The sequence below is a fragment of the Paraburkholderia sp. D1E genome, from assembly GCF_052682275.1.
Genome location: NZ_JBQYMB010000001.1, coordinates 4041972 through 4065958 on the forward strand (window position 1 = coordinate 4041972; position 23987 = coordinate 4065958).

A 23987-nucleotide genomic window follows, 5' to 3' on the forward strand; every position below is an offset into this window, starting at 1 on the left:
CGACGTGGCCACTTCAACCTCTCAGAACGAATGGCGAATGCCGGCCATTACACCGAGTTGCCCGATGCCTGGCGCCGGCGTCGTGCCACCACCGCCCTGGCTCACCGTGTAGGCGGCATGCGGGCTATTGAACAGATACGCGCCTTGCAGGTAAACCGCGGAACGCGTCGACAACAAATACGTAGTGCGTAGCGCGGCGATTGTGCCACGCGTATCGTCGGCACGATTGATGATGCGATACACGCCACCGTCCAGGATGAACGCAGGCGTCACGTTATACGCCGCGGTCAGGTAGTACAGATTCGAGCGCACGTCCGGCAACGCCGGAGACACCGTTTCGACGTGACGGCCAAGCCAACCCGCCCCAAGTTTCACCGGCCCGATGTGTCCGTAACCGTTCAACTGCATCCGCACGTCCTTGTCGCCAGGCTGCGTCAATGCAAAAGGCGCCGTGCCGTCGTACAGATTTGCGGCCGCGCCCGGGCCGCCGCGTTGTTCGTCGTACGCGCTCGCCACGCCGTAGCCGTTCATGTCATAGCGCAACATCGCCGACCATTCGCGGCAACTCTGCGAACTGCCCGGAATCGATCCCACACAGGTGCCCTGTCCCGGTGAGTTGCCGGTACCCGCGGAATCGCGGCCGAAAGAATAGGTCGCCCCGAACGTGAAGCCCGAGAACGTGCCCTTGTACGCAATCGTATTGTCGCTGCGCGCGCTCGGCATATACTGATCGAACGACCCCGTGCCGCCGTAAATGTCAGGACCGAGCAGATCGGAATCGAGTATCGCCCAATACGTCATCGTGTACTGGCGGCCGAACGTCAGCGTGCCGTACGGACTCTCAAGCCCCACGTAAGCTTGCCGCCCAAACAGCCGGCCACCCTGATTGAGCGTGCCGCCCTTGGTGTTAAAGCCGCTTTCCAGCACGAACACCGCGGACAACCCGCCGCCCAATCCTTCCTTGCCGCGAATCCCCCAACGCGACGGAAATTCACCGGTGATGCCCGGCATGCGTACAAGGCTATCGCCCGCTGCGTTCGCATGCGTCACCAGTTCGATACCGGTATCGATGATCCCGTACAACGTCACGCTGCTCTGTGCGAACGAAGAAGCGCTGATTCCGAGCAGCATACTGCCCAATGCGAGTTTGTATTTCATTGTCTCCATGTCTCCTTGACTGGTGCTTTGTGTAAGCGCGCACCGATCTGGATGCGCTTCATATGCAGCGTTTTTATGTAGCGATACTAATTACAGACGTGACGATACTGACCGCTATTCAAGCCGTCCGATACGCTGAAGATTGACTGCTTCAGATAGCGGCGATCCGCGTATCACGCCCGATCGCCGCGATTCAGGACATTGCGCCCCTCAAACGCCCGGCTTTGGAATATGGCGCTTGACCACCATCAGCGCGACCATCACGATGACCATCGCGATTCCGAGCATCCACAAGTACGACGATGCGCCGCCCGCTGTGATCACCACGGCGCCCGCAAACGCGCTGGCAATCGCGCCGAGCCGGCCGAATGCCAGCGCCGATGCAGTGCCGGTTGCGCGCACACGGGTCGGATAGACGTAAGCGCACAGCGCAAACATTGTCGACTGGACCGCGTTGACAAACAGTCCGTGCACACCTAGACCAAAGATCAGCAGACCCGTGTGATCGGAGATGTTCACGCCGAGTAGCAGCAATGCGCTCGCCGCGCCACCCGCGCTGCAGATAATCAACGGCCAGCGCGAACCGGTGCGAGCGATCACCACCGCGCACAGCAACGCGCCCACCACGCCGCCCAGGTTGTATGCGGTGAGCCCCGAACCCGCCACCGAAACCGACAAACCCTGCGTGCTCAGCATGGTCGGTAGCCAGCTGAAAGCGCTATAGACGGCCAGCAGGCACATGCAGAACGCGCACCAGATCGCCACCGTATCGAGTGCCAGGCCTTCGCGGAACAACGCGGTAAAGCCGGTGTGCTTTTCCGCGGCCTGTTCGCGAACATCGGTAAAGACGCAGTTGCTTGCCACAGGACGCGACATACGGCCAAGCAGGCGTTTGAGCTCCGGCCAGCGCTTTGGCTGCCGGGCGAGAAAGCGTGGCGACTCGGGCAATGTGAAAAACAGCAACACGCTGAGCGCCAACGGCAACACGCCGCCGATCAGGAACAACCCGCGCCATCCATACGTCGGCAGAATTTCATGCGCGAACAAACCCGCCACCATGCCGCCGAGCGGCACGCAAACGATCGTCGCGGTGACTGCCAACGTGCGGCGGCGAGCTGGTGTGAACTCGGCGGTCATCGTCGTCGAACTCGGCAATGCGCCGCCGATGCCGAGGCCGGCGACAAAACGCAGCACGGCAATCGTCACAACATCGGGGGCGAAGCTGATGCCGCAGGTAGCGGCACCGAACACGAGCACGCTGCCGATCACCGCCCACCGCCGGCCGAAGCGATCGGCCAGCAGCCCGGCACACGCGCTGCCTATGCCCATGCCGACCAAGCCGGCCGCCACCACCGGCGCAAAAGCCGCGCGCGTGACGCCCCATTCCTTGATCAGCACTGGAATCGCGAAACCGATTAACTGACTATCGAAGCCGTCCAGAACGATCGACAGCGCGGCGAGAAACACCACGATCTTCTGCATCGTGGTGTAGGGGCCTTCGTCGAGCGTGCGGCCGATGTCGACCGCGTGACGTCCCTCGTCGAATCCTGCCTGATGGCCGGCGAGCGACGTGTCGGTCGCACCGCTCGCCGCACTGGCCGGGCCGGCCGGTGGTACATAACTGGTCATGTAGCTGTCTCCTGGTGTGTGTGCGCGATCTGAGCGCCGCGCTTCTGTCGTCACGCTCTCTGGTCAAACTTTCTGGTCGCGTTTTTTTAGTCAGTATGTAAGCGAGCGGCCGGCTATTGACATTGCCATTTCGCGTAAAAGCCATGACATGTATGCATGGCTTTCACGGCGCGCGTATCGCTGCAGTAAATCAGCGCACAGCGATACGCAGCGACCGGAACGACCATCGCCCCTTCAGAACGGGTAATGACGTGGCGTGGTCTGCACGGTAATCCAGCGCAAATCCGTAAACTCGGCGATTCCCGCCTGCCCGCCGAAGCGTCCAAAACCGCTGCCCTTCACGCCTCCAAACGGCATTTGCGCTTCGTCGTGAACGGTCGGCCCGTTGACATGGCAGATACCCGACTCGATGCGCCTTGCGACATTCATCGCGCGCGCCACATCACGGCTGAACACCGCAGACGAAAGCCCATATTCGTTGTCGTTCGCACAGGCAACGGCTTCGTCTTCGCCGTTCACCCGCACGATGCCCTTTACTGGCCCGAACGATTCATCGGCATAGATGCGCATGGCTGGCGTGACGTGGTCAAGCAACGTGGCGGGCATCAGGGTGCTGTCCGCCTTACCGCCGCAGACGAGCGTGGCGCCTTTGGCCAGCGCATCGTCGATCAGCGCATTACAGCGTTCCACCGTGCTCATATCGACGACCGATCCCAACACCACCGGCCCTTTGCGTGGGTCGCCGAGCGGCAAGCCGCGCGCTTTCTGCGCAAGCTTTGCAACGAACGGGTCAGCGATCCGTTCGTCGACGATGATCCGCTCCGTCGACATGCAGATCTGCCCCGAGTTGGCGAACGCGCCGAATGCAGCCGCATTGACGGCTGCATCGATATCCGCATCATCGAGCACAATCAACGGCGCCTTTCCGCCGAGCTCCAGTACTGAAGGCTTCAGATAGCGCGCACACGTGGCCGCGATGATCTTGCCCACATGCGTGGAGCCGGTGAAATTGACACGCCGGACTTTCGGATGCGCGATCAGTGCCTCGACCACCGCGCCTGCATCGGCCGGGGCATTGGTGACGAAGTTCACCACGCCCTTCGGCAAGCCCGCTTCCTGCAAGACTTCGATAATCAGGCCATGCGTGCCGGGACAAATCTCCGAGCCCTTCAGCACGACCGTATTGCCGCACGCGAGCGGCAATGCAATGGCACGCACCGCGAGGATCACCGGCGCATTCCACGGCGCGATGCCAAGCACGACGCCGGCCGGTTGACGCACGCCCATCGCGAGACTGCCGGGCACGTCGGATGGGATCAGCTCGCCGCCGATCTGCGTAGTAAGCGCCGCCGCTTCCATCAATCCGCCGGCGGCGAGATGCACGTTGAACCCCGCCCACATCGCAGACGCGCCGGTCTCCGCTGCCATCATCGCGGCGAACGCAGCGCTGCGTGCTTCCAACGCATGCGCCGCCTTCATCAGCAGCGCACGGCGCTCGCTCGGCCCCAGCGCGGACCATGCCGGAAACGCCGCTGCGGCGGCATCGGCGGCGGCTACCGCGTCAGCAACCGTCGCCGCGGGGGCACGCGTCGCGACTTCGCCGTCGAGCGGATTGCGCCGCTCGAAGGTGGCGCCGTTGCTCGCCTGCACCGCTGCGCCGTTGATTAGCATCGAAATACTCTGCATCGTCTTGTCTCCTGCGGAAAGTTTTATGAATGCGGGCACGACGCTCGCCTGAGCTCAAGCCACGACGACTTCAACCAGCGTCGGTCCAGATGACGCCAACGCGTCACGCAGCACGTCGCGCAGGCGTTCGGCGTCGGTCACACGCGAGCCTTGGCATCCCATGCCCGCAGCAAGTGTCACGAAGTCGAGTCCCGGCAGATCGGTGCCTTGCACAGGATCGCCAGGACCAAAACCGAATTCCGGGGCAAAGTCCTGCAACGCGGCATAGCGGGAATTGTTCAGGATCACGAATGTGATCGGCAATTTCATCTGCACGGCGCTGTAGATGGCCTGGATCGAATACATGCTGGAACCGTCGCCGATCAGGCCGATCACGCGCGTGCCGGGCTTCGCTAACGCCATGCCGACAGCAGCCGGCATGCCGAAGCCCAGGCCGCCGCTGTCCATCGTGTAGAACGTGCCACTGCGCGTGAACGGCAGACAGTTTTGCATCGCAGGCCGCGAGCTCGGTGCCTCCTCGACCACGATATCGTCCGCATCGCGCACTTCTGCGAGGGTCTGCAACGCGAACTCCACCGACATCAAGGGTGACGGTTCCACGCGTGGACGCTCGGCGCGTGGCGCGGGCAACGGGCGAGTCTTTGGTGCAGTCCGGGTCAGCAGGTCAGCGATGCCGAGGCGAATATTGCCGACCACCGCGGTACCGGTCGGCACCCACGCCGCAATAGCCGGATCGTCGATCAACTGGCATAGCGTTGCACCGGCAGGGAGGTGCGGGCCGTGACCTTCCACGTGATACGTGAAAGCCGGCGCGCCGATCACGAAGATCAGATCATGGCCGCCGAGCAGCTCGACGATCTTCTCGCGCATGGCAGGCAAGAAACCCGCGAACAGGCGATGGTCTTCGGGGAACGCACAGCGGCCTGTCATCGGAGCGACGAATACGCGGGCGTTATGGCGTTCGGCGAGACTCACGACTTCGTCCCAGCCGCCGGCCCGGTCGACCGCGCCACCCACCACGAAAACTGGCCGTTCGCAGCCATCGAGCGCCGCGCCGATCTGCGCCAGCACGAACGGCTCCGGCCGCATCTCTGTACTGACCACACGCGCCGGCACAGGCTCGGCTGCGCGGTCCCAATCGTCGACGGGAATCGACACCAGCACCGGCCCGCGCGGCTCCTGCATCGCCACGTGATAGGCGCGCGCGATCGCCAGCGGCACGTCTTCGGCGCGCGCCGGTTCGATGCTCCATTTGACGTACGGTTTCGGCAATTCGGTGGCTTGCGTCGACCCGAGGAACGGGTCGAACGGCAGAATCGCACGAGCCTGCTGGCCGGCGGTGATCACGATCGGTGTGCGATTGCGGAACGCGGTGAAGATATTGCCCATCGCATTGCCCACCCCCGCCGCCGAGTGCAGATTGACGAACGCAGCGTTGCGGGTGGCCTGCGCATAACCGTCGGCCATGCCGACCACGGTTGCTTCCTGCAAGCCAAGCACGTAACGGAAATCTTGCGGGAAATCGCGGAACAGCGGCAATTCCGTCGACCCCGGATTGGCGAACACCGAAGTCATACCGACGCGCCGCATGAAATCGATCACGGCGTGGCGCACAGTAAATGGTGCGTGTTGAGAGAGTCCCAATGCGTCTGAATGGGGCGTGTTGCTGGTCATACCTGTCTCCTGTCGACCAGAGTTGGCGCTTTAGCGCTTACTCTGGTTCCACGCAAAATAGTTGCGGTCGATAAACGCTGTTTCCTGATGGCTCATTATCGGAAGCTCGCGGTTGATTGAAAATTGCCTTTTTTGAGAAAAGGCATTACTTTTGCGCATGACTTTCAATCTTCAGCAATTGCATGCGTTCGCAACCATCGTCGCGAGCGGCAGCCTGGGCCGTGCAGCCGAGGTGCTGCACGTCACGCAGCCGGCGCTCAGCCGCACCATCAAGCGGCTCGAGGATCAGGTCGGCGCGCCGCTGTTCGAACGGCATTCGAAGGGTATGCAGCTTACTGCGATCGGCAGCGCACTGCTGCCACACGCTACGCTGCTACAACGCGAAGCCGATCACGCGCGCGAGGAGATCGACGCGATGCGCGGCCTTGCGAAAGGGACGATTCGCGTCGGCGCGGTGGCGAGCATTGCGACGCTCGTCCTGCCGCTCGCGGTGAGCGGCGTGCTCGCGCGCTGGCCGAATCTGCGTGTGGAGATCATGGAGGGCGTCTGGGACCGGCTTGCGGACAGTCTGATGAAACACGAGATCGATCTCGCCCTCAGCATGGCGGTGCCCGACACGGATGAGATTACGGCGATTGCCGATTGCAGGTGGGAAGACACGAGCTTTGTGGTCGCCGCGCTCGATCATCCGCTGCGAAACAAAGTGGATTTATCGCTTGCCGACACGCTCGATCAGCAGTGGTGTGTGCCGCCACGCGGGACGGGTCCGTTCGAGCATATGCAGCATGTGTTTGCCGAGCATGGGCTCGGCATGCCGCAGATCGCCGTCGAGACGCGCTCGATCACGGTGCTGAAAAGCCTGGTGACACGTGCGGGATTTCTGAGCTGGATGGCTACGCCGATGTACGACACCGAAAGCGCGGCTGGCGTGTTTGATACGCTGCCGATTCCGGGTTTGATCGCACGCCGCACGTTGACGGCTTTTCGGCGCCGTCAGGGGATTTTGCCGAGTCCGGCGGTGAAGTTGCTGGAACAGCTCCGGCAGTTGACTGCCCCTCAGGGCTAAGCGTCTGTGCGAGACCAAGAGAGGACTACGAGCGCCAATTACTTCGCTTAATGCTAAATCGCGCAGCGACCTTCCACTTTACGATGAAAGCAGGCCTGCTGCGCGTTATTGCCAACGTTACTGCCAATCAAGCCGGCGCGAGACGACTGCTCGCACCGCGGTCATTAATGACCGACGTTGACGACCGGAGCCGAATACGAACTCGGCGTCACTTCGGTGCGGTTGCCCGCTTGCGACGACCCGTTCGTGGCCGAACCATAACCGCTGGTTTGAGCGCTGCCGTTTTGTGCAGCAACACGCGCCTCAGCAGCCTGAATGTTCGCCGGATAATCGTCGGTATTCGCTGTCGCCGGGTTGTAGCCGGCCTTTTCCAGCTGGACCAGTTCCGCACGCACCTGGGCGCGGGTCACCGGCTGGTTGGATTGGGCAAAAGCAGCGAGCGGCGCAGTGATAAGAGCAGCGATAACAACAGCTTCGATCAGGGATTTCATGACGACTACCTCCAGAGATTGTTTTTTGCCGTGCTGCAAACCTGTTTGTTTGCAGCCAGTGGAGACAGTCTAGGAGTCCGCACATATAGGGTAAACCCCTAATTAACGAATTCACTGTTGCTAGATGCGGCACAATCTTCGTGAAAGGTAGTTGGAAGCCAGAGCGGTAGAGCCGGCTCTCAACGTTCGAAGCCTCGAACGTAACCTCTTGATTACGCCGGATCAGCGCGGCGACGCGATCGGCGAGCAGTAGTCGCTGCCGCGCAGCGAAGTCAGCTTGCTGACAATGCAGGGGCGGATGCCTGCGTTGGCTCGCCTGATGACAACCCAGCGCCGCCATTTCTGCCACCCGTCACCTGCCGATCGCCTCTTGGACTCACGCCGAACCGCGCGCGATACGTCCGCGAAAAATGCGAGGGGGATTCGAATCCGCATGCAACGCAAATCGATGTGATCGACATGTCAGTCTGTTGCAGCAGCTCACGCGCCCGGGTGAGGCGCAGTTGCAGATAGAAATGCGTCGGCGTGTCCTTCAGCGACGCGCAGAACAACCGCTCCAGTTGCCGCCGCGTCACGCTAATCTCCTCTGCGAGTTGAGCGGGCGACAATGGCTCTTCCATATGCTGTTCCATTGCGCCGATCACCTGAATCAGCTTGCGGTTGTGCACGCCGTAGCGCGCCGCAATTTCCATGCGCTGATGGTCCGAACGCTGACGGATCCGGCTCACGACAAACTGTTCCGATACCGCCGAGGCCAACGCTGCGCCGTGCTTGCGGCCGATCAGGTCGAGCATCATGTCGATCGACGCCGTGCCGCCCGCACACGTGATACGTCGCGCGCCGATCTCGAACAGCTCCTGGCTTGCGTTCAGCGAGCCATAGCGCTCACGGAACGCCGACAAGGCTTCCCAATGTACGGTCACGCTGTCCGAACCGCTGAGCAGCCCCGCCTCCGCGAGTACAAAGCTGCCCGTATCGATGCCGCCGAGCGTCGCGCCAGCGCGCTCGAGCCGCTTCAGGCAATCGCCGAGCACACGCGTATAGCAGGCGAGCGGCTCGAAGCCCGCGACGACAAACACCGTCTGCGTTTCGCGAACGTCGACGATTGCGGCCTCTGCGTTGATCGAAATACCGTTGCTGGCCGCGACCGGCGCGCCGTCGAGACTCAGAATGCGCCACCGGTAGAGATCGCCGCGAAAGCGGTTCGCCACGCGCAACGGCTCGACCGCCGACATGAAGCCGATCGCCGAAAAGCCGGGCAGCAGCAGGAACGACATATCTTCAGGCATCTTACGCAGACTCGATCAGGGACAAAAACCGCAGGCGGACGCGGGATTCCGGGCGAGCGTAGCAAGCAGTGCGCGAGCCGGCAAGGCACACCAAAAATCACTGCACCAATCGATGCTGCATCGCAATGACGAACAATGCTGGTTTTCCCTCGCTGTCGCGTGGGAGCAAGAACGGGTCGCTGGTGGTCGCTTTGGCAGGAATATGGGGCATTAACGTTACGTCACTCGTACAGATCCGGCCCGACTCAAGTATTACTCAAACATTACTCAAGCCGTATCGCGCAGGTCCGGGGGCCGCCCTGCTTTTCTCGCCGCGGCCCGGTTCGAAACACGCTGTCTAACGTGTCCGAAGGGGGAACGTCATGAAGTTACGCGTCAAAGTCTTGCTTGCCCGTCTTGCCTGTCTGGCAGTTGTCGTCGCTGCGTCGCCGGTGTTTGCACAGGATCCCGCCACTTGCCGCGCGGTGCATTTTGCCGACATCGGCTGGACAGACATCACCTCGACCACTGCGCTCGCATCCACCGTATTCGAGGGACTCGGCTATCAGCCGGTTACGACCGTCGCCTCGGTGCCGATTTCGTTCGCTGGCCTGAGGAGCAAACAGCTCGACGTGTCGCTCGGCTACTGGTGGCCCGTGCAGGAGAAAGCGATTGCGCCGTTCGTCGATTCGAAATCGATCCAGGTGCTGCAACCGCCTAATCTGACCGGCGCTAAAGCGACCTTCGCGGTGCCGGGTTACGAATACGACGCCGGGCTCAAGACTTTCGCCGACATCGCGAAGCACCGCGATCAACTCGACGGGAAGATCTATGGCATCGAACCCGGCAGCAGCGCGAACGCCGCGATTCAGAAAATGATCGCCAATAATCAGTTCGGCCTCGGCGGCTTCAAGCTGATCGAATCGAGTGAAGCGGGCATGCTGGTTTCGGTGGACCGCGCCATTCGTGAGAAGAAATGGGTGGTGTTTCTCGGCTGGGAACCGCATCCGATGAATATCCAGATCGATATGAAATACCTCACCGGCAGCGACGGCGTATTCGGTCCGAATGACGGCGAAGCACGCGTCTATACGCTGACGTCCCCCGACTTTCTGACGCGTTGCCCGAACGCGGGCAAGCTCGTGAGCAACCTGCGCTTTTCGACGCAACTTGAGAACGTGGTGATGCAGTCGGTGATGAACAAGGAGAAGCCTGCCGATGCCGCCAAAGCGTATCTGAAGAAGAACCCGCAAGTACTGGATGCGTGGCTCGCGGGCGTGAAGACCTATGACGGCAAAGACGGCTTGCCGGCAGTGAAAGCCTTTCTCGGACTTTGACGGGGTCGCCTAGACGGGGTCGCCTGGACGGGCCAGCCCAGGCGCGGTCAGCCTGAACGCGGTTGGCTTAGCCCCAGTCCGGCTCTCATCCATCGAGTCGCACATTTCAATCCACAGGAACTAGCACGCATGAATCATGAAGTCATCGTGACCTGCGCCGTCACTGGCGCGGGCGATACGGTCGGCAAGCATCCGGCCATTCCCGTCACGCCGAAGCAGATCGCCGACGCCGCTATCGAAGCCGCGAAAGCCGGCGCCACCGTTGCGCATTGCCACGTCCGCGATCCAAAGACCGGACGCGGCAGCCGCGATCCGCAGTTATATCGCGAAGTAGTCGACCGGATCCGCTCGTCAGGCACCGACGTGATCATCAATCTGACGGCTGGCATGGGCGGCGATCTCGAGATCGGTCCCGGCGAAGACCCGATGCGCTTCGGCGCGGGAACCGACCTGGTCGGCGGTTTGACGCGGCTCGCGCATGTCGAGGAACTGCTGCCGGAAATCTGCACGCTCGATTGCGGCACACTCAATTTCGGCGATGGCGACTACATCTATGTGTCGACGCCCGCGCAATTGCGCGCCGGCGCCAAGCGCATCCAGGAACTCGGCGTGAAGCCGGAACTGGAAATCTTCGATACCGGCCATCTATGGTTCGCGAAGCAATTGCTCAAGGAAGGCTTACTCGACGCACCACCGCTGTTTCAGATCTGCCTGGGCATTCCATGGGGCGCGCCCGCCGATACCACGACGATGAAAGCGATGGCGGACAGTCTGCCGGCTGGCGCGCAATGGGCCGGATTCGGCATCGGGCGCATGCAGATGCCGATGGTCGCGCAGGCGATGCTCCTCGGCGGCCACGTGCGGGTCGGCCTTGAAGACAACGTCTGGCTCGATAAAGGTGTGCATGCAACGAACGGCACGCTGGTGCAACGCGCGGTCGAGATCATCGAACGGCTTGGCGGGCGCGCGCTCACACCCGCCGAAGGCCGCCGCAAACTCGGCTTGCCCGCGCGTGGCGAGCGGCAGCTGGAGCGGCGTGTGGCTGGACAGTACGCGTGAATACGGCGCGTACCCGTTGCGCCTGACAGGGCACGCTTCGGAACTTGAAAAAACTCATAGGCAAAGGAAACGTCAGCAATGGCAGTGATCGTCGATATCAAAACATTTGCGGCAATCGGCGTGGGCGTGATCGGCAGCGGCTGGGTGGCGCGCGCGCTCGCGCACGGGCTCGACGTCGTCGCCTGGGACCCCGCTCGTGGCGCGGAGAAACAGTTGCGCGAAAACATCGCGAATGCATGGCCGGCATTGGAGCGCGTCGGCTTGTCGGAAGGCGCAACGCCCGACAGGCTGCGCTTCGTCGATACGATTGAAGCCTGTGTCGAGCAAGCGGATTTCATTCAGGAAAGCGCGCCCGAACGCGAAGAATTGAAGCTGGCCCTGCACGAACAGATCAGCCGTGCGGCGAAGCCGGATGCGATCATCGCTTCATCCACTTCCGGCCTGCTGCCGAGCGATTTTTACGCACGGGCGGTGAATCCGCAGCGTTGCATTGTCGGGCATCCGTTCAATCCGGTGTATCTGCTGCCGCTCGTCGAAGTGGTCGGCGGCGAACTCACCGCACCGGCAACCATCGATGCCGCGATGCAGATTTATCGTTCGCTGTCGATGCGCCCGCTCCTCGTGCGCAAAGAAGTGCCCGGCTTTATCGCCGACCGTTTGCTCGAAGCACTGTGGCGCGAGGCGCTGCATCTGGTCAACGAAGGCGTGGCGACCACGGGCGAAATCGACGACGCCATCCGCTTCGGCGCGGGGATCCGCTGGTCATTCATGGGCACGTTCCTGACGTACACACTGGCGGGTGGTGACGCGGGTATGCGCCACTTCATGCAGCAGTTTGGACCGGCGTTGGAGCTGCCCTGGACTAAACTGGTCGCACCGCAGCTGACTGATGAATTGATCGATCGGGTGGTGGAAGGAACGTCTGAACAAGTTGGACCACGCTCAATCAAGCAGCTCGAGCGGTATCGGGATGATTGCATTACGAGTGTGCTGGCAGCGATTGACGCGGCTAAGGTGCGGCATGGGTTGCTTCCGGCGGAGTGAAGCTGTGTGCTGGAAGACGCGCCGCCTCGCCTGAATGCGTCGACAGCGCATGATCGCTGCGGCCACTGCCATTCATAGGAATGAAGGAGATCAATTGCATATGCCGGACCACGCGCTGCTGCCCTGCTACCGCGACATTGTTCGCTCCGAATGGGTCGATTACAACGGCCATCTACGCGACGCGTTCTATATGCTGATTTTTAGCTTCGCGACAGATGCGTTGATCGATGCAATCGGGTTGCCCGATGCGGTGCGTAAGGAGCGTGGCCGCTCGATCTATACGCTCGAGGCGCATATCAACTATCTGCATGAAATCAAGGAAGGTGTGCAGGTTCGCGTCGATATGCGCGTGCTAGGGCACGACGCGAAGCGGCTGCATCTTTACCTCGAGATGTTTGCCGATGATGGCGTTGACCCGGTGGCCGCAGGAGAGCAGATGCTTCTGCATGTGGATACGGGCGGCCCACGCGCTGTTGCTTTCGACCCCGATGTCGAGGCGCGCGTGCGCGAGTTGGCGCAAGCGCATACTGTGTTGCCGGCGCCCCGGTTTGCAGGACGCGTGATTGGATTGCCCGTTAAGACACCGCCTCATGGGAGTGAGCATGCTTGAACCGGAGATTGCCGCGTTCATCGAACGGACCGCTGCAATCTATGCAGGGCATTCGACTTCATTGCCACCAAGCGAGCAGCGCGCGATTTACGATCGCTATGCGGCTGCGCTCACACCACCATTACCAGCCGACGCGATAGCACAAGACGCCGTGTTTCGGGCGAGCGCGGGCCATCCGATCAGACTGCGGCTCTATCGGAATCGCTTAAAGGCGAACGGGACGATCCGCGGCACCGTCCTGTACTTTCACGGTGGCGGCTTCGTGCTTGGATCATTGGCGAGTCATCAGATCGTGACAGCACGTATCGCCGCGGATACCCGTCTCGATGTGATTGCGGTCGATTACCGGCTTGCGCCTGAACACCGCGCTCCAGCCGCCCATGACGATTGTCTGGAGGTCACGCTCGCCGCATTGAACGGCCGTTTGCCGTTTGATTTACTCGCGGAAGGTGCGCTGCAACTGGCGGGCGATAGTGCTGGCGCCACGCTCGCTGCCAGCGTCGCCATGCGGCTGCGCGATGACGGCATTCAGGGCATACGCGGACTTGCACTGGTCTATCCGATGCTCGGCACCGAACCGCAAATGCCCGCGCGTGACGACGAAGCGCATGCGCCAATGCTCACACTTGCTGATGTCCGTGCGTTTCGCGATCTGTATTGGGGCGAACACGTGCCCTATCCCGCGTGGACCGTCCCACTGGACGCGGTGCGCTTCGACGGTCTGCCGCCGACGCTTGCCATAGGTGTTGAACACGATCCGTTGCGCGACGATGCGCGGGTGTTTGTTGAGCGCGTCATCGCGGCTGGCGGAGAGGCGCGATTGTGGATTGGCGCAGGGCTCGTACATGGTTGCTGGCGTGCGCTTGAATCGAGCCCAGGTGTACAGGCGCTACATCGCCACGTCTGTCAGTTTCTGGATGCGCATTCCGTCACGTCTGCGCCGCGCCCCCACTGCGCCTGAACGAACTGGCAAAGAACAGCACCTGATACTGCACCGCGTTGCCCCAATATTTCCAGGTGTGTCCGCCAGGCCGCTCCGCGTAGTCATGCGGCACGCCGAGTTCAACAAGCCGCGCATGCAGCATCCGGTTCGATTGAACAAGCGAGTCGTTCACCCCACAATCGATTGTCAGCGCGATATGCTCATTGCCGAAACTACGGGCGTTCTCGACTATGGCCTCGTTGTTCCAGAAATCAGCGTGACGGGTAGGATCCCCAAACACCTGATCGATCCCGGGCTCATCCTCACAGCCGCGCGGATCGACCGCGCCGCTGATACTTCCCGCGGCGCCGAATTCATCCGGCCGGTCCAGCGCGATATGCAAGGCCCCGAATCCTCCCATGCTCAACCCCGTAATCGCACGTGCCTGCCGCGTCGCGATCGTCCGGAAATGCGTGTCGATATAGCCGACGACTTCCGTCCCCACATAGGTTTCGTAAAGGCTGCGCGGATCGACAGGGCTGTCGATATACCAGCTCTCGTGACCACCGTCCGGCATGACGAGGATCACGTGATAGCGGTCGGCCAGTTTGCCGATGTGCGAATTCGTGGTCCAGTCGGTGTAGTCGCCGCCTGAGCCGTGCAGCAGGTAGACAACCGGGAAGCGATCGGCCGCTTTGCCGTGTGTGTATTGATCAGGCAGCACCACAGTCGCCTCGAACGACTTATGCATGGCAGCACTGGGAATGGTGACGACCCTGGACTGGAAGGCCCAGACCGGGTTCGTAAAAAGCAGCATCAGAATGAGCCAGAACGCGCGATTCATCTTCATGGCTTGTCGCTCTTCCCTTTCTATGTGTCCGAAGGACACTGTCCGGCATCTGGCGGCAAAATTCTGTTGATGACTCTAGCAATGGCGACTTACAACCATATTTCAGCGAAGCATACGGTATCGTCAGCTTGGCGCCGCCCCAAGGGGGCGGATCGGCCCAAACTGAACGTCTGGACAAGGGTTACGCCCGGCACGTAAATGCAACGCCGGCACACGGCCTACGCGATATGTGCCGCGAAGCCAACCTGATCCGGCGACACATCGTCGCGTAGCGTGAGTTCCGGAATGTCGTACGCGCCGGCGTTTTGTGGACGAAACGGTATGGGCGCGGTCTTCCACAGGTCGTCGAGACGTTGTCCGAGCGCGTCACAGACCTTTGAGAATCGTGTTTCGTCGATCCGGCTCGTCCGATGAATGACGAACGGTGGCAAAACGTCGAAGCCGGGGTAATACAGAACGCCATGCTGAATGGGGAACAACACCTCGTCGATCGGCCCGTTGATACCCCGCGCGCTGTAATGAGACTCCCATCCACCTGTTGTGACAATCAGCATCGCCCGCTTGCCTGCCATGCTGCCTTCCCCATAGCGGTCACCCCAGCGCGCGTCGGAATGCTCCCCTACACCGTACGCGAAGCCATAGGCATAGACGCGCTCCACCCAGCCTTTCAGAATCGCGGGCATCGAAAACCACCACAGCGGAAACTGCAGGATCACGGCACCCGCCCACTTCAGTTTCTCCTGCTCGAGTGCGATGTCCGGGCTCTGCAAACCCGCCTCGAAGGCACGCTTTGAGTCGAGAGCGGGATCGAAACGCGTATCGGTTTGCCTCTCCAGGCTGTCGTCCGCATCCAGCGATGCTTTCCACTTCATTGCATACAGATCCGATACCTGAACGACGTGTCCAGCGTCCTCGAGACGTTTGACCGAAAAATCCTTCAGGGCCCCATTCAGTGATCGGGGTTCCGGGTGGGCATAGACGAGAAGAACATTCATGACCTGACCTCCATTGCCAGAAAGGAACACGATAGATTCCCATCAGGTATATTGGAAATGAATTACCAAGATATCAGGTATTAACATGAATAATCTCAGAAGGCTCGACCTCAACCTGCTGGTGACACTCGATGTTCTGTTGTCGGAGCACAATGTGACCCGCGCGGCGGAACGCTTGAACTTCTCTCAACCATCGGTGAGCGTGCATCTTGCCAAGCTGCGGGATGTCTTTGGAGACCCCTTGTTACTGCCGGGCCCACGAGGTATGCGCCCCACCGCGAGGGCGGAAGAATTGCGCAAGCCTTTGCGCCTGGCGCTCGACGCACTCGAGCACGCAGTGTCGCCGGCCAGCCCGTTTAATCCGGCCGAAGCGAGTCATACATGGCGCGTTGCCGCCACGGACTACGCTGAGTCGACAATCCTGCTGCCCGTACTGCTCCGGTTGCGCGCAGCGGCGCCCGGCACCAGGCTTGCGATCGTGGAAGCTGTTCCGCCCCGTCTCGCGAAGCAGGCGGAACAGAGAGAGATCGATCTGGCATTCCATACCAGCGAAGGCGCGCCGCCCGGATTGCGCCGGCGGGTGCTTTTCAAGGAGCGGTATGTGCTGGTCGGCCGCGCAGATCACCCACGCCTGAAGCGAAGGCCAACGCTTGCGCAGTTCTGCAAACTGGAGCACGTGATCGTCTCGCCGGATGGCGGTGGGTTTAGCGGCGTTACGGATGACGTGCTGGCCGAGGTGGGCGTCACACGCCGGGTTGTGCTTTCGGTCCCGCACTTCCTGTTCATGATGTCAGTCCTGGCGAGCACCGACCTCGTGGCGATGCTGCCAGCGCGACTGGTGCGTGGCAATAGCGCGCTCAGGGTCGTCGAGGCGCCGGTTGAGGTACCGGGTTATGAAATGGCGATGCTTTGGCATGAGCGGTCTCATCGCGACCCGGCACATCAATGGCTGCGGGAATGCATCGCGGACTCGGTCGCGACGTGAACATCCATGATCTAGAAGCGAGATCACGCGCAACGAGGCTATCGTCGGGTCGATCCTGAGCGACCCCGGCCACTACTCCGTCCGCTAGATCACGCTTCCCTGTTCCCCGCACCAATCGCGTCCAGCTCTGCGCGCACCTCGTCAGTCAAGCTCAAGCGCGCTGCCTGCATGTTTTCACGCAAATGCCCAAGCGACGAAGTGCCCGGAATCAGCAGAATGTTAGGCGCGCGATGCAGGAGCCAGGCAAGCGCCACCTGCATCGGCGTCGCGCCGATCGTTTGCGCAATCGTGGACAGCGCTGACGACTGGATCGGCGTGAATCCGCCAAGCGGGAAGAACGGTACGTATGCAATACCCTTCCCCGCCAGTTCGTCGACCAGTGCGTCGTCGTCCCGGTGAACCAGGTTGTAGTGATTCTGCACGCAGACGATCTCCACGATGCCCTGCGCCTCGGCGACCTGGGCCGCGGTCACGTTGCTCAAACCGATGTGGCGAACCAGCCCTCGCTGTTGAAGTTCGGCAAGCGCCGCAACCTGCCTTTCAATCGACCCTTCGGCAGGTGCATGCACGCTGCCCATGTTGCGCATATTGACGACGTCGAGCGCGTCGACACCGAGATTACGCAGGTTGTCGTGAACACCGCGCTCGATATCTTCCGGCTCGAGCGCCGGTAGCCACGAGCCATCGTTGCCACGGACCGCACCCACCTTTGTAACGATCACGAGACCGTCCGGATAAGGATGCAGTGCTGCGCGAATCAACTGGTTGGTGATGTGAGGTCCGTAGAAGTCGCTCGTATCGATGTGATTGACGCCCGACGCCACGGCTTCGCGCAGTACGGCGATCGCTACATCACGATCTTTCGGAGGTCCGAATACGCCCGGTCCGGCCAGTTGCATGGCGCCGTAGCCCATGCGTTGCACGGGGTGGCCAGCCAGCGAAAATGTGTCCGCGGGGGTGAAGTTCGACATGATGCGCTCCTTGATGTGAGGTGTTGGGCGCCAGTATGGCGGGGATTGCGCTGTTCGATAATCCGGCATAAATTGCACAGGTTGTTAAATATTTTGAACAATGGCTATGGAATTCAACGATCTTGCCGCATTCGTTTCAGTCGCTCGCGCCGGCGGTTTCCGCGACGCCGCGCGCATTAGCAGCGTCTCCGCCTCCAGCCTGAGCATTGCTGTGCGCCGTCTCGAGTCGAAGCTCGGTATGCGCCTGCTCAACCGAACCACGCGCAGTGTGGCGCCGACCGAAGCCGGACTGCGTCTGATCGAAAAACTGACGCCATTGTTCAGCGAGATGGAAGCCGCACTGGACGTGCTGAACGGCTTCAGGGACAAACCGAGCGGCACACTCAAACTCAACGTCCCGTCGAGCGCCGCGCGCATCGTATTGCCGACTATCATTCCCCGGTTCCTGAAGGCCTATCCCGACATACGCGTAGAGGTCGTGGTGGAAGATGGTTTTGTCGACGTGCTGTCGATCGGCTGCGATGCGGGCATTCGCTATGACGAGCGGCTTGAACAGGACATGATCGCGATTCCAATCGGTCCGCGCGTGCAGCGTTTCGCTACGGCTGCGGCGCCGGGCTATCTCGACACGCATGGCAGACCGGAACATCCACGCGACCTGCTCTCTCATGCATGCTTGCGGGGCCAATTTGCCGGCGGCGCTACGCCAACCTGGTATTTCGAGCGTGACGGCGAGGTGGTCCAGTTGAATCCGTCAGGGCCGCTCCTCGTCAGACCCGGCGCGGCAATCGACCTGGCTGTCAGTACAGCTATCGCAGGCGTGGGGGTGATTCACCTTTTCGAGGACATGTTGCGCCCGCATCTCGATAGCGGCGCCTTGGAGCCGATCCTTGAGCCATGGTGGCAACGCTTTTCGGGGCCGTTTCTTTACTATCCTGGCCGTCGTCACTTGCCTGCACCGTTGCGCGTATTTGTCGATTTCCTGAAAGCGGATGCCTGATTGGATACACCGGGCGTTTGCCTGGCAGGAGAGCTTACGCAAGCGGTGTTCCACAAGCAGCAATTGCGGCGATAATGACGCCAGTTATCGGCTGCGGCGGCTCGGCTTCGGAAACCCGGAAGCCACGAGATCGCTGGCCCCAGGCCTCTAATTCATTCCAGCCGAAGTATGTTTGCCGCAAGGCGTAGGCATGTGCCCTCGTGTCCGACGCGTCTGGTGTGGTTCGAGCATATGTATGTTGTAGCAACTTCACACCGATGCACCCAATATGACCGAAATACGCCTTAGCCCGCTGCGCAAATTTGCCGATTTCATTCGTGCGCAACGGTCCCGCCTGACCGAGCAATGGATGAATGCCGTTTTCAGCGATGCCGACCTCGTCGAAGCGGACAAACTTACCTATCAGCAGCTCGCCGATCATCTGCCGGAAATTCTCGAAGGACTCTGCCTCGCGCTCGACGTCGAAGATCTCGAACGCGTCGAACCGGCGATCGAGCGTAATGCGAGAAAACACGGCATAGTCCGCTGGCGTCAGGGCTACCGGATCGAGGAACTCGTGCGCGAGCTCGATCTGTATCATCAGGTGCTCGCCGACGCGCTGGAAGAATTCGCCGACCAGGACAGCACATTCACGCGCCGCCATGAAGGCCGCGCGCGGCGCATGGTCGCCGAAACACTCAGCATGGTGACGCTCACGTCGATCCGTGAAGTGGTCAGCGAACGGGACCGCAAGATCGATGAGTACACAGGCAGGCTCGAGCGCGCCAATCACGAGCTGACACTCAAGCAGCGGCTGGTCGGCGATCTTTACGAGTCACGCATGCAGATCACCCGCAGCGTGGTCCATGATCTGCGCAATTTTCTGAACGCGTTTTCGATCGCGTTGCAATTGATCGAACGGGCGCCTTCAAAGGCCGATATGGCGCTGACGCTGGCCAACCGGCAGGCCGCGGACATGAAACAACTCGTCGATCAGATGGTCGAGTACTCCGTCGTGCTCGGCGACGAGACGCCTCTCACACGCGAGCCGGTTGAGCTGCATGAGCTTTACGACGAACTCGTCACCGCCTCGCGTCCGGCCATCGAGGCCAAGGGGCTGAAGTTGCGCGCCACGTTCGACCCGGCGCTATCCGCTATCACGTCCAATCGTCTCAAGCTTAAGCAGATCGCCGTCAATCTGCTCTCCAACGCAACGAAGTACACGAAGTCCGGCGAGATCGAACTTGGCTTCGCAACGGCCGGCACAGAGCACTGGTCGATTCGCGTGTCGGACACCGGCGTGGGCATTGCACCTTCGGATGCGGACCGGGTATTCGACGAATTCGAACGCGCTGCGGGCGAAGATATTCCCGGCACGGGCCTCGGCCTCGCGATCGTCAAGGAGCTTTGCCGCGTGTTGAACGGCCAGATCGATTTTGCGTCACGCGAAGGCGTTGGCACCCGGTTCGAAATCCGGTTCCCGCTGGTGCTGGCTGAAACCGAATAAATGGTCCGCCGGCAACTGGCTGCCAGAACCGGTGGTGAGGCGATGGAGACGTGTGAATGGTAGAGATTTGTCCCGCTCGATTTCCCGAACAGCTTGACGTTGTGCGGGCGATATTTCGCGAGTACGCCGACAGCCTGGGTATCGATCTGGGCTTCCAGAATTTCGAATCGGAACTCGCGGAGTTGCCCGGCAAGTTTGCGGCGCCCCGGGGGCGCGTTCTTCTCGCTCTGAACAATGGGAACGTGATCGGTTGTGTTGCAATGCGTCCTCTGGATGAATTGACGTGCGAAATGAAACGCCTTTATATCCGCCCATCTGGACGTGGCCAGCAGGTGGGCAGGCAATTGGCAACGCTGATTTGTCAAATTGCACGGGAGGCGGGATATCCGCGTATTCGTCTCGATACACTTCCGGACATGCACGCCGCGCAACAGCTTTATGTGTCGCTCGGTTTCGAGCCGATTCCGGCCTACGTTTTTAATCCCGTCGCGGGCACGCTCTTTATGGAACGCGATCTGACACGTCTGGAAAATCAGGCCACGTAGTCATGCGGCACAGCGCTCATCCCTGCAGCAGTGCCTCAGGCATTACACCGGGCCGTCCAACCCGGCCGATTCCCGGAAGATCACGATTTCACGGATAAGTGGAACGCTTGCGCTCCCCGGTACAATTTAATTATTACGATTAACAAACAAAAACATTTTATTCCGTAATAAATAATCGATTAACTCATATCGGCCTCACGACCTAACCGATTGAATCGATTGAATCACACACGAATTCAAGTGCAATTTTCCGAGGTTGCAATTACGGAAATTCGGTACATCCTTGACAAACTCCAGTTGCGTCACCTATTTTTCTTCTGCCACCAATATACGAATATCCGATTAAGGAAACGTATCCAGAAAAGCACTGGAATATCCAAACCAGATATTTAGTTATTCTACGCATGTCGCATAGAACTCTATATCTATGCGCTTTGAAGTAAGTTGGTCTCAACCGCTGCATGCCGACAATGCACCATCAATAGTTCGAACTCCGATATATCTTCATCGGCGAGAGCGGCCTTTGTGAAACGGTATCTGAACCCACCACCAAGGATAGAGATGAAACGAGACGAGCGTCTTACCGGCCATAGTCATCATCGCCTATGCAGGCTGCCGGCCCTGGGAACCTTGGCAGTCACGATCATGCTTCTCGGAGGTTGCGGCGGAGAGGACGGCAGTTCGTCCTCAGGCACGGCTGTGAGCATGCAGCAGGCTACAGCGAATCAGCAGCTCACCGCGCAACAGGCCGCCGCGCAATCGCAAGCACCAACGGCCAATCAAACCTATGTCGACCCGGTGGCCTATTCCGGCAATGCCACAGATGGCCTCGCTCCGGCTCAGGCCTCGGAGAAGACGGCTGTCATGCACTACAAGTGGACGTTAGGCAAAACGCCGATCAACTACACCACGACGACAGGCCATTTGACGGCCGCCGATTCGAGCGGCAACCCTGAAGCCACGATGTCCTATGTCGCATACACCGCGCCGGGTACGAACGGCTCGCCGCGACCAGTCACGTTCGTCTACAACGGTGGCCCGGGCTCCGCCTCCATCTGGCTGCGACTTGGATCGTTCGCGCCAACGCGGGTCGCCACGCCCGACCCCGCGTTCGGGAACTGGCCGAACTATCCGCTCGTCGACAATAAGGACAGCCTGATCGACACCACCGACATGGTCTTCATCGACCCACCGGGAACAGGGCTTTCCGAGGCGATTCTGCCGAACACGAACCAGAAGTTCTGGACGACCGACGCGGACGTCAACATCATGCGCGATTTCATTGAGCGCTATCTGGCGGTCAACAATCGCGGCAGTTCGCCGATTTATCTGTACGGCGAGTCGTACGGCACACCTCGCACCGATATGCTCTCATTGGCGCTCGAATCGGCCGGCGTGCATCTGACCGGCATCGTTCTCCAGTCTTCAATCCTGAACTATTTCGCGGATGCAATCGAGGCCGTCGCCATCACGAACTCGACGAGCGCACTGGCATTGGACACGGATACGCTGGCCGGATATTTCCCCGGCTACGCGGAAGTCGCGGCTTACTACAACCAGGTGTCGCCGGCGCCACTCAATCAGGACCTGTACGCATACCAGGCAAGCCTGTTCGCCACGGCCGAATACGACCGGTTCAAGCGGTATTCACAGTCGTGGGTGCTCAGTCAGCTCGGCATACCGGACGCGCTGGGCACACCAGTGTTTCCCAATGCCAAAACGCTTCAGTCGTGGACCTTGCCATCCAGTTTGACCGTGCAGGCGCTGCAGGGCTACTTCGGCGCCAACCCGTTCTCGACGAGCCTCTTGCCTGGCACAACAATCGGCCGGTACGACGGACGCGTGTCATTGCCGAATTCGGATCCGCGGCTGCAAAACGACGGGGACCCGTCCGACATCCTGATCTCCCAGCCGTTCACCACGGCGCTGGCAACGCAGATGCCCGACTACCTCGGATACACGGCGCCGAACGCGACCTATTTGCCGCTGAACGACAACATCATCCAGGTCTGGGATTTCTCGCATGACGGAAAGCCGCTGCCCGATACGATCCCTGATCTGCTGGGTGCGCTGACGCTCAACCCGAAACTCAAGGTGCTCTCGGAAAACGGCTTTCATGATCTGGCCACACCGTTCTTCAATACCGAGAAGCAATTGGCGCGGCTGCAGACAGTACCCGGTCTGAATCCGGACTTGCAGGTCAACTTCTTCCAGGGCGGACATATGATTTATCTGGATGACGTCGCCCGTCCGTTGATGAAACGGGATCTGGTGCGCTTCTACCGGGGCACGCCGCTTCCGGATGCGCTCGCGCTCTGGACGCTGCCGCCGCCGTGGCACGACGAAAGCGCCGCCAGTCAGCCGACCGCTACCGCTACGGCGCAAGCCACGGCGCCCTGACTGATCTGAACCGACGTGCCTCGTTCGCGATACTCTATTCACTCAATCAATGCGAGTCATCATGTCTCTTTTCGATAGATTGCGGCGTGTTTCCCCGTTGATCGTTCTTGGCTGTCTGATTGGCAACGCGCATGCGTTACCGCCGCAAGCGGTGGCGCCGGCGACGCCGCCAACCGGGTCCAGGGGCGTCGACGGTCCGTTCTTCCCTCAAAACCGTGCTGCCCCCGTCGCGCCATCGACCGGCACGGCACTGCAACAGGAAGCTCAGCAGCGGCTCGAGGCGCGGCTGGGGGCCAATACGGCCCTTAGCAATGGCGCCGCGGTCACAAAAGCGCAGGCCCAGACCCAGGGGCTCGGCTATGTCGCCAAGCACTTCGATCAGATCGATACAAGCCATAAAGGAAGTGTGACCCTGAGCGACGTCAGGCAGTATCTGCAGCAGCAGGGCCGCTAGCGGCCGGCCATTACTGATCCAGGGATTCCTTCTTTGGATAACCGCTTTTGACACTCGCGAATGGCCGCTCGGGCCATTCGCGTGTCTACTTTGCCCCGGCGTTCCTGCCAATCGGCAAACATTCACTCATTGCGCCGCCGCTGTCGCTCAACCCGCGCATCACGACCTCGGACGATTTGCCATCACGTCTCGCTAATTCGGCGAGATCGAGCAACGCCGCGTATTTCGCCGAGCAGTCCTGCCCGGGTTCAATTGCCCGGTGCACAGCACGCGTTTCAGTGTTGGTGATGCGCTCACCCACTGCAATCGCCACACCCGCAGCAACGATCATCGTTGCCAACACACCTACCTTGCACA

Annotated in this window: 22 protein-coding genes; 12 read left to right on the forward strand and 10 right to left on the reverse strand. The window is 60.7% G+C overall.

Annotated elements, in window-relative coordinates; translation table 11 throughout:
* Window positions 1–21: 21 nt before the first annotated feature.
* From ACUN0E_RS18105 to mdlC, 4 genes are all read right to left on the reverse strand, one after another.
* Complete coding sequence (locus tag ACUN0E_RS18105) at window positions 22–1158, reverse strand: porin (protein ID WP_408521281.1); 1137 nt, start codon at window positions 1156–1158, stop codon at window positions 22–24.
* Between the two features lie 210 nt (window positions 1159–1368).
* A complete protein-coding gene (locus ACUN0E_RS18110) occupies window positions 1369–2640 on the reverse strand; it encodes an MFS transporter (RefSeq protein ID WP_408335383.1) in 1272 nt (423 codons plus the stop codon).
* 381 nt (window positions 2641–3021) lie between these two features.
* The gene (locus ACUN0E_RS18115; protein ID WP_408335117.1) at window positions 3022–4473 is read right to left on the reverse strand and encodes an aldehyde dehydrogenase; all 1452 of its coding nucleotides are present in this window, start codon (window positions 4471–4473) and stop codon (window positions 3022–3024) included.
* Between the two features lie 54 nt (window positions 4474–4527).
* Window positions 4528–6147 carry a benzoylformate decarboxylase gene (gene mdlC / locus ACUN0E_RS18120; protein ID WP_445567501.1) on the reverse strand — a complete coding sequence of 540 codons (1620 nt, stop codon included), beginning with the start codon at window positions 6145–6147 and terminating at the stop codon, window positions 4528–4530.
* Between the two features lie 157 nt (window positions 6148–6304).
* Here mdlC and ACUN0E_RS18125 point away from each other — a divergent pair, with 157 nt between their 5' ends.
* Window positions 6305–7213, forward strand: a complete 909-nt coding sequence (locus ACUN0E_RS18125; RefSeq protein WP_445567502.1) for a LysR family transcriptional regulator — start codon at window positions 6305–6307, stop codon at window positions 7211–7213.
* A 164-nt stretch (window positions 7214–7377) separates the two neighbouring features.
* On the opposite strand, the gene ACUN0E_RS18130 is transcribed toward ACUN0E_RS18125, so the two are convergent.
* Window positions 7378–7704, reverse strand: coding sequence for a DUF4148 domain-containing protein (locus ACUN0E_RS18130; RefSeq protein WP_408237836.1), 327 nt, complete (start codon window positions 7702–7704; stop codon window positions 7378–7380).
* Between the two features lie 272 nt (window positions 7705–7976).
* On the reverse strand, window positions 7977–8993 hold the full coding sequence (locus tag ACUN0E_RS18135) for a GlxA family transcriptional regulator (RefSeq protein WP_408237839.1): 1017 nt from the start codon (window positions 8991–8993) through the stop codon (window positions 7977–7979).
* Window positions 8994–9355: 362 nt separating this feature from the next.
* On the opposite strand from ACUN0E_RS18135, the gene ACUN0E_RS18140 reads away from it, so the two are divergent.
* From ACUN0E_RS18140 to ACUN0E_RS18160, 5 genes are all read left to right on the forward strand, one after another.
* On the forward strand, window positions 9356–10309 hold the full coding sequence (locus tag ACUN0E_RS18140) for a choline ABC transporter substrate-binding protein (RefSeq protein WP_445567503.1): 954 nt from the start codon (window positions 9356–9358) through the stop codon (window positions 10307–10309).
* A 129-nt stretch (window positions 10310–10438) separates the two neighbouring features.
* Window positions 10439–11368, forward strand: coding sequence for a BKACE family enzyme (locus ACUN0E_RS18145; RefSeq protein WP_408237845.1), 930 nt, complete (start codon window positions 10439–10441; stop codon window positions 11366–11368).
* Window positions 11369–11446: 78 nt separating this feature from the next.
* The gene (locus ACUN0E_RS18150) at window positions 11447–12412 is read left to right on the forward strand and encodes an L-carnitine dehydrogenase (protein ID WP_445567504.1); all 966 of its coding nucleotides are present in this window, start codon (window positions 11447–11449) and stop codon (window positions 12410–12412) included.
* A 100-nt stretch (window positions 12413–12512) separates the two neighbouring features.
* On the forward strand, window positions 12513–13022 hold the full coding sequence (locus tag ACUN0E_RS18155; RefSeq protein WP_445570469.1) for a thioesterase family protein: 510 nt from the start codon (window positions 12513–12515) through the stop codon (window positions 13020–13022).
* A complete protein-coding gene (locus ACUN0E_RS18160) occupies window positions 13015–13983 on the forward strand; it encodes an alpha/beta hydrolase (RefSeq protein WP_445567505.1) in 969 nt (322 codons plus the stop codon). The genes ACUN0E_RS18155 and ACUN0E_RS18160 overlap by 8 nt, the downstream gene beginning before the upstream one ends.
* Here ACUN0E_RS18160 and ACUN0E_RS18165 read toward each other — a convergent pair.
* On the reverse strand, window positions 13952–14794 hold the full coding sequence (locus ACUN0E_RS18165; RefSeq protein WP_445567506.1) for an alpha/beta hydrolase: 843 nt from the start codon (window positions 14792–14794) through the stop codon (window positions 13952–13954). The two genes, ACUN0E_RS18160 and ACUN0E_RS18165, sit on opposite strands and share 32 nt — an antisense overlap.
* Before the next feature lie 218 nt (window positions 14795–15012).
* On the reverse strand, window positions 15013–15789 hold the full coding sequence (locus ACUN0E_RS18170) for an NAD(P)H-dependent oxidoreductase (protein ID WP_445567507.1): 777 nt from the start codon (window positions 15787–15789) through the stop codon (window positions 15013–15015).
* 85 nt (window positions 15790–15874) lie between these two features.
* Here ACUN0E_RS18170 and ACUN0E_RS18175 point away from each other — a divergent pair, with 85 nt between their 5' ends.
* Window positions 15875–16774: a LysR family transcriptional regulator gene (locus ACUN0E_RS18175; RefSeq protein WP_445567508.1), complete on the forward strand. Its 900-nt coding sequence runs from the start codon at window positions 15875–15877 to the stop codon at window positions 16772–16774.
* Between the two features lie 89 nt (window positions 16775–16863).
* Here ACUN0E_RS18175 and ACUN0E_RS18180 read toward each other — a convergent pair whose 3' ends face one another.
* A complete protein-coding gene (locus ACUN0E_RS18180) occupies window positions 16864–17745 on the reverse strand; it encodes an aldo/keto reductase family oxidoreductase (protein WP_408521287.1) in 882 nt (293 codons plus the stop codon).
* A gap of 106 nt (window positions 17746–17851) precedes the next feature.
* On the opposite strand from ACUN0E_RS18180, the gene ACUN0E_RS18185 reads away from it, so the two are divergent.
* From ACUN0E_RS18185 to ACUN0E_RS18205, 5 genes are all read left to right on the forward strand, one after another.
* Window positions 17852–18745: a LysR family transcriptional regulator gene (locus ACUN0E_RS18185; RefSeq protein ID WP_408521288.1), complete on the forward strand. Its 894-nt coding sequence runs from the start codon at window positions 17852–17854 to the stop codon at window positions 18743–18745.
* A 268-nt stretch (window positions 18746–19013) separates the two neighbouring features.
* Entirely contained in the window at window positions 19014–20231 is a 1218-nt protein-coding gene (locus ACUN0E_RS18190; RefSeq protein ID WP_408237872.1) for a sensor histidine kinase, read from the forward strand.
* Between the two features lie 56 nt (window positions 20232–20287).
* A complete protein-coding gene (locus ACUN0E_RS18195) occupies window positions 20288–20776 on the forward strand; it encodes a GNAT family N-acetyltransferase (protein WP_408237875.1) in 489 nt (162 codons plus the stop codon).
* Window positions 20777–21337: 561 nt separating this feature from the next.
* The gene (locus ACUN0E_RS18200; protein WP_445567509.1) at window positions 21338–23176 is read left to right on the forward strand and encodes a S10 family serine carboxypeptidase-like protein; all 1839 of its coding nucleotides are present in this window, start codon (window positions 21338–21340) and stop codon (window positions 23174–23176) included.
* A 61-nt stretch (window positions 23177–23237) separates the two neighbouring features.
* Window positions 23238–23630 (forward strand): 2-oxoglutarate dehydrogenase, encoded by a 393-nt coding sequence (locus ACUN0E_RS18205; protein WP_408335079.1) that lies wholly within the window; start codon window positions 23238–23240, stop codon window positions 23628–23630.
* An 85-nt stretch (window positions 23631–23715) separates the two neighbouring features.
* Here ACUN0E_RS18205 and ACUN0E_RS18210 read toward each other — a convergent pair whose 3' ends face one another.
* A complete protein-coding gene (locus tag ACUN0E_RS18210; RefSeq protein ID WP_445570470.1) occupies window positions 23716–23961 on the reverse strand; it encodes a hypothetical protein in 246 nt (81 codons plus the stop codon).
* Between the last annotated feature and the right edge of the window lie 26 nt (window positions 23962–23987).

What these genes read in the sequence shown, in the direction of transcription:
- ACUN0E_RS18210 (WP_445570470.1), bottom strand. Translation starts at nt 23,961, where the DNA reads ATGATCGTTGCTGCGGGTGTGGCGATTGCAGTGGGTGAGCGCATCACC.
- ACUN0E_RS18110 (WP_408335383.1), bottom strand. Translation starts at nt 2,640, where the DNA reads ATGCAGAAGATCGTGGTGTTTCTCGCCGCGCTGTCGATCGTTCTGGAC.
- mdlC (WP_445567501.1), bottom strand. Translation starts at nt 6,147, where the DNA reads ATGACCAGCAACACGCCCCATTCAGACGCATTGGGACTCTCTCAACAC.
- ACUN0E_RS18105 (WP_408521281.1), bottom strand. Translation starts at nt 1,158, where the DNA reads ATGAAATACAAACTCGCATTGGGCAGTATGCTGCTCGGAATCAGCGCT.
- ACUN0E_RS18165 (WP_445567506.1), bottom strand. Translation starts at nt 14,794, where the DNA reads ATGAAGATGAATCGCGCGTTCTGGCTCATTCTGATGCTGCTTTTTACG.
- ACUN0E_RS18130 (WP_408237836.1), bottom strand. Translation starts at nt 7,704, where the DNA reads ATGAAATCCCTGATCGAAGCTGTTGTTATCGCTGCTCTTATCACTGCG.
- ACUN0E_RS18145 (WP_408237845.1), top strand. Translation starts at nt 10,439, where the DNA reads ATGAATCATGAAGTCATCGTGACCTGCGCCGTCACTGGCGCGGGCGAT.
- ACUN0E_RS18160 (WP_445567505.1), top strand. Translation starts at nt 13,015, where the DNA reads ATGCTTGAACCGGAGATTGCCGCGTTCATCGAACGGACCGCTGCAATC.
- ACUN0E_RS18140 (WP_445567503.1), top strand. Translation starts at nt 9,356, where the DNA reads ATGAAGTTACGCGTCAAAGTCTTGCTTGCCCGTCTTGCCTGTCTGGCA.
- ACUN0E_RS18180 (WP_408521287.1), bottom strand. Translation starts at nt 17,745, where the DNA reads ATGTCGAACTTCACCCCCGCGGACACATTTTCGCTGGCTGGCCACCCC.
- ACUN0E_RS18190 (WP_408237872.1), top strand. Translation starts at nt 19,014, where the DNA reads ATGACCGAAATACGCCTTAGCCCGCTGCGCAAATTTGCCGATTTCATT.
- ACUN0E_RS18205 (WP_408335079.1), top strand. Translation starts at nt 23,238, where the DNA reads ATGTCTCTTTTCGATAGATTGCGGCGTGTTTCCCCGTTGATCGTTCTT.
- ACUN0E_RS18155 (WP_445570469.1), top strand. Translation starts at nt 12,513, where the DNA reads ATGCCGGACCACGCGCTGCTGCCCTGCTACCGCGACATTGTTCGCTCC.
- ACUN0E_RS18115 (WP_408335117.1), bottom strand. Translation starts at nt 4,473, where the DNA reads ATGCAGAGTATTTCGATGCTAATCAACGGCGCAGCGGTGCAGGCGAGC.
- ACUN0E_RS18135 (WP_408237839.1), bottom strand. Translation starts at nt 8,993, where the DNA reads ATGCCTGAAGATATGTCGTTCCTGCTGCTGCCCGGCTTTTCGGCGATC.
- ACUN0E_RS18170 (WP_445567507.1), bottom strand. Translation starts at nt 15,789, where the DNA reads ATGAATGTTCTTCTCGTCTATGCCCACCCGGAACCCCGATCACTGAAT.
- ACUN0E_RS18125 (WP_445567502.1), top strand. Translation starts at nt 6,305, where the DNA reads ATGACTTTCAATCTTCAGCAATTGCATGCGTTCGCAACCATCGTCGCG.
- ACUN0E_RS18150 (WP_445567504.1), top strand. Translation starts at nt 11,447, where the DNA reads ATGGCAGTGATCGTCGATATCAAAACATTTGCGGCAATCGGCGTGGGC.
- ACUN0E_RS18175 (WP_445567508.1), top strand. Translation starts at nt 15,875, where the DNA reads ATGAATAATCTCAGAAGGCTCGACCTCAACCTGCTGGTGACACTCGAT.
- ACUN0E_RS18185 (WP_408521288.1), top strand. Translation starts at nt 17,852, where the DNA reads ATGGAATTCAACGATCTTGCCGCATTCGTTTCAGTCGCTCGCGCCGGC.
- ACUN0E_RS18195 (WP_408237875.1), top strand. Translation starts at nt 20,288, where the DNA reads ATGGTAGAGATTTGTCCCGCTCGATTTCCCGAACAGCTTGACGTTGTG.
- ACUN0E_RS18200 (WP_445567509.1), top strand. Translation starts at nt 21,338, where the DNA reads ATGAAACGAGACGAGCGTCTTACCGGCCATAGTCATCATCGCCTATGC.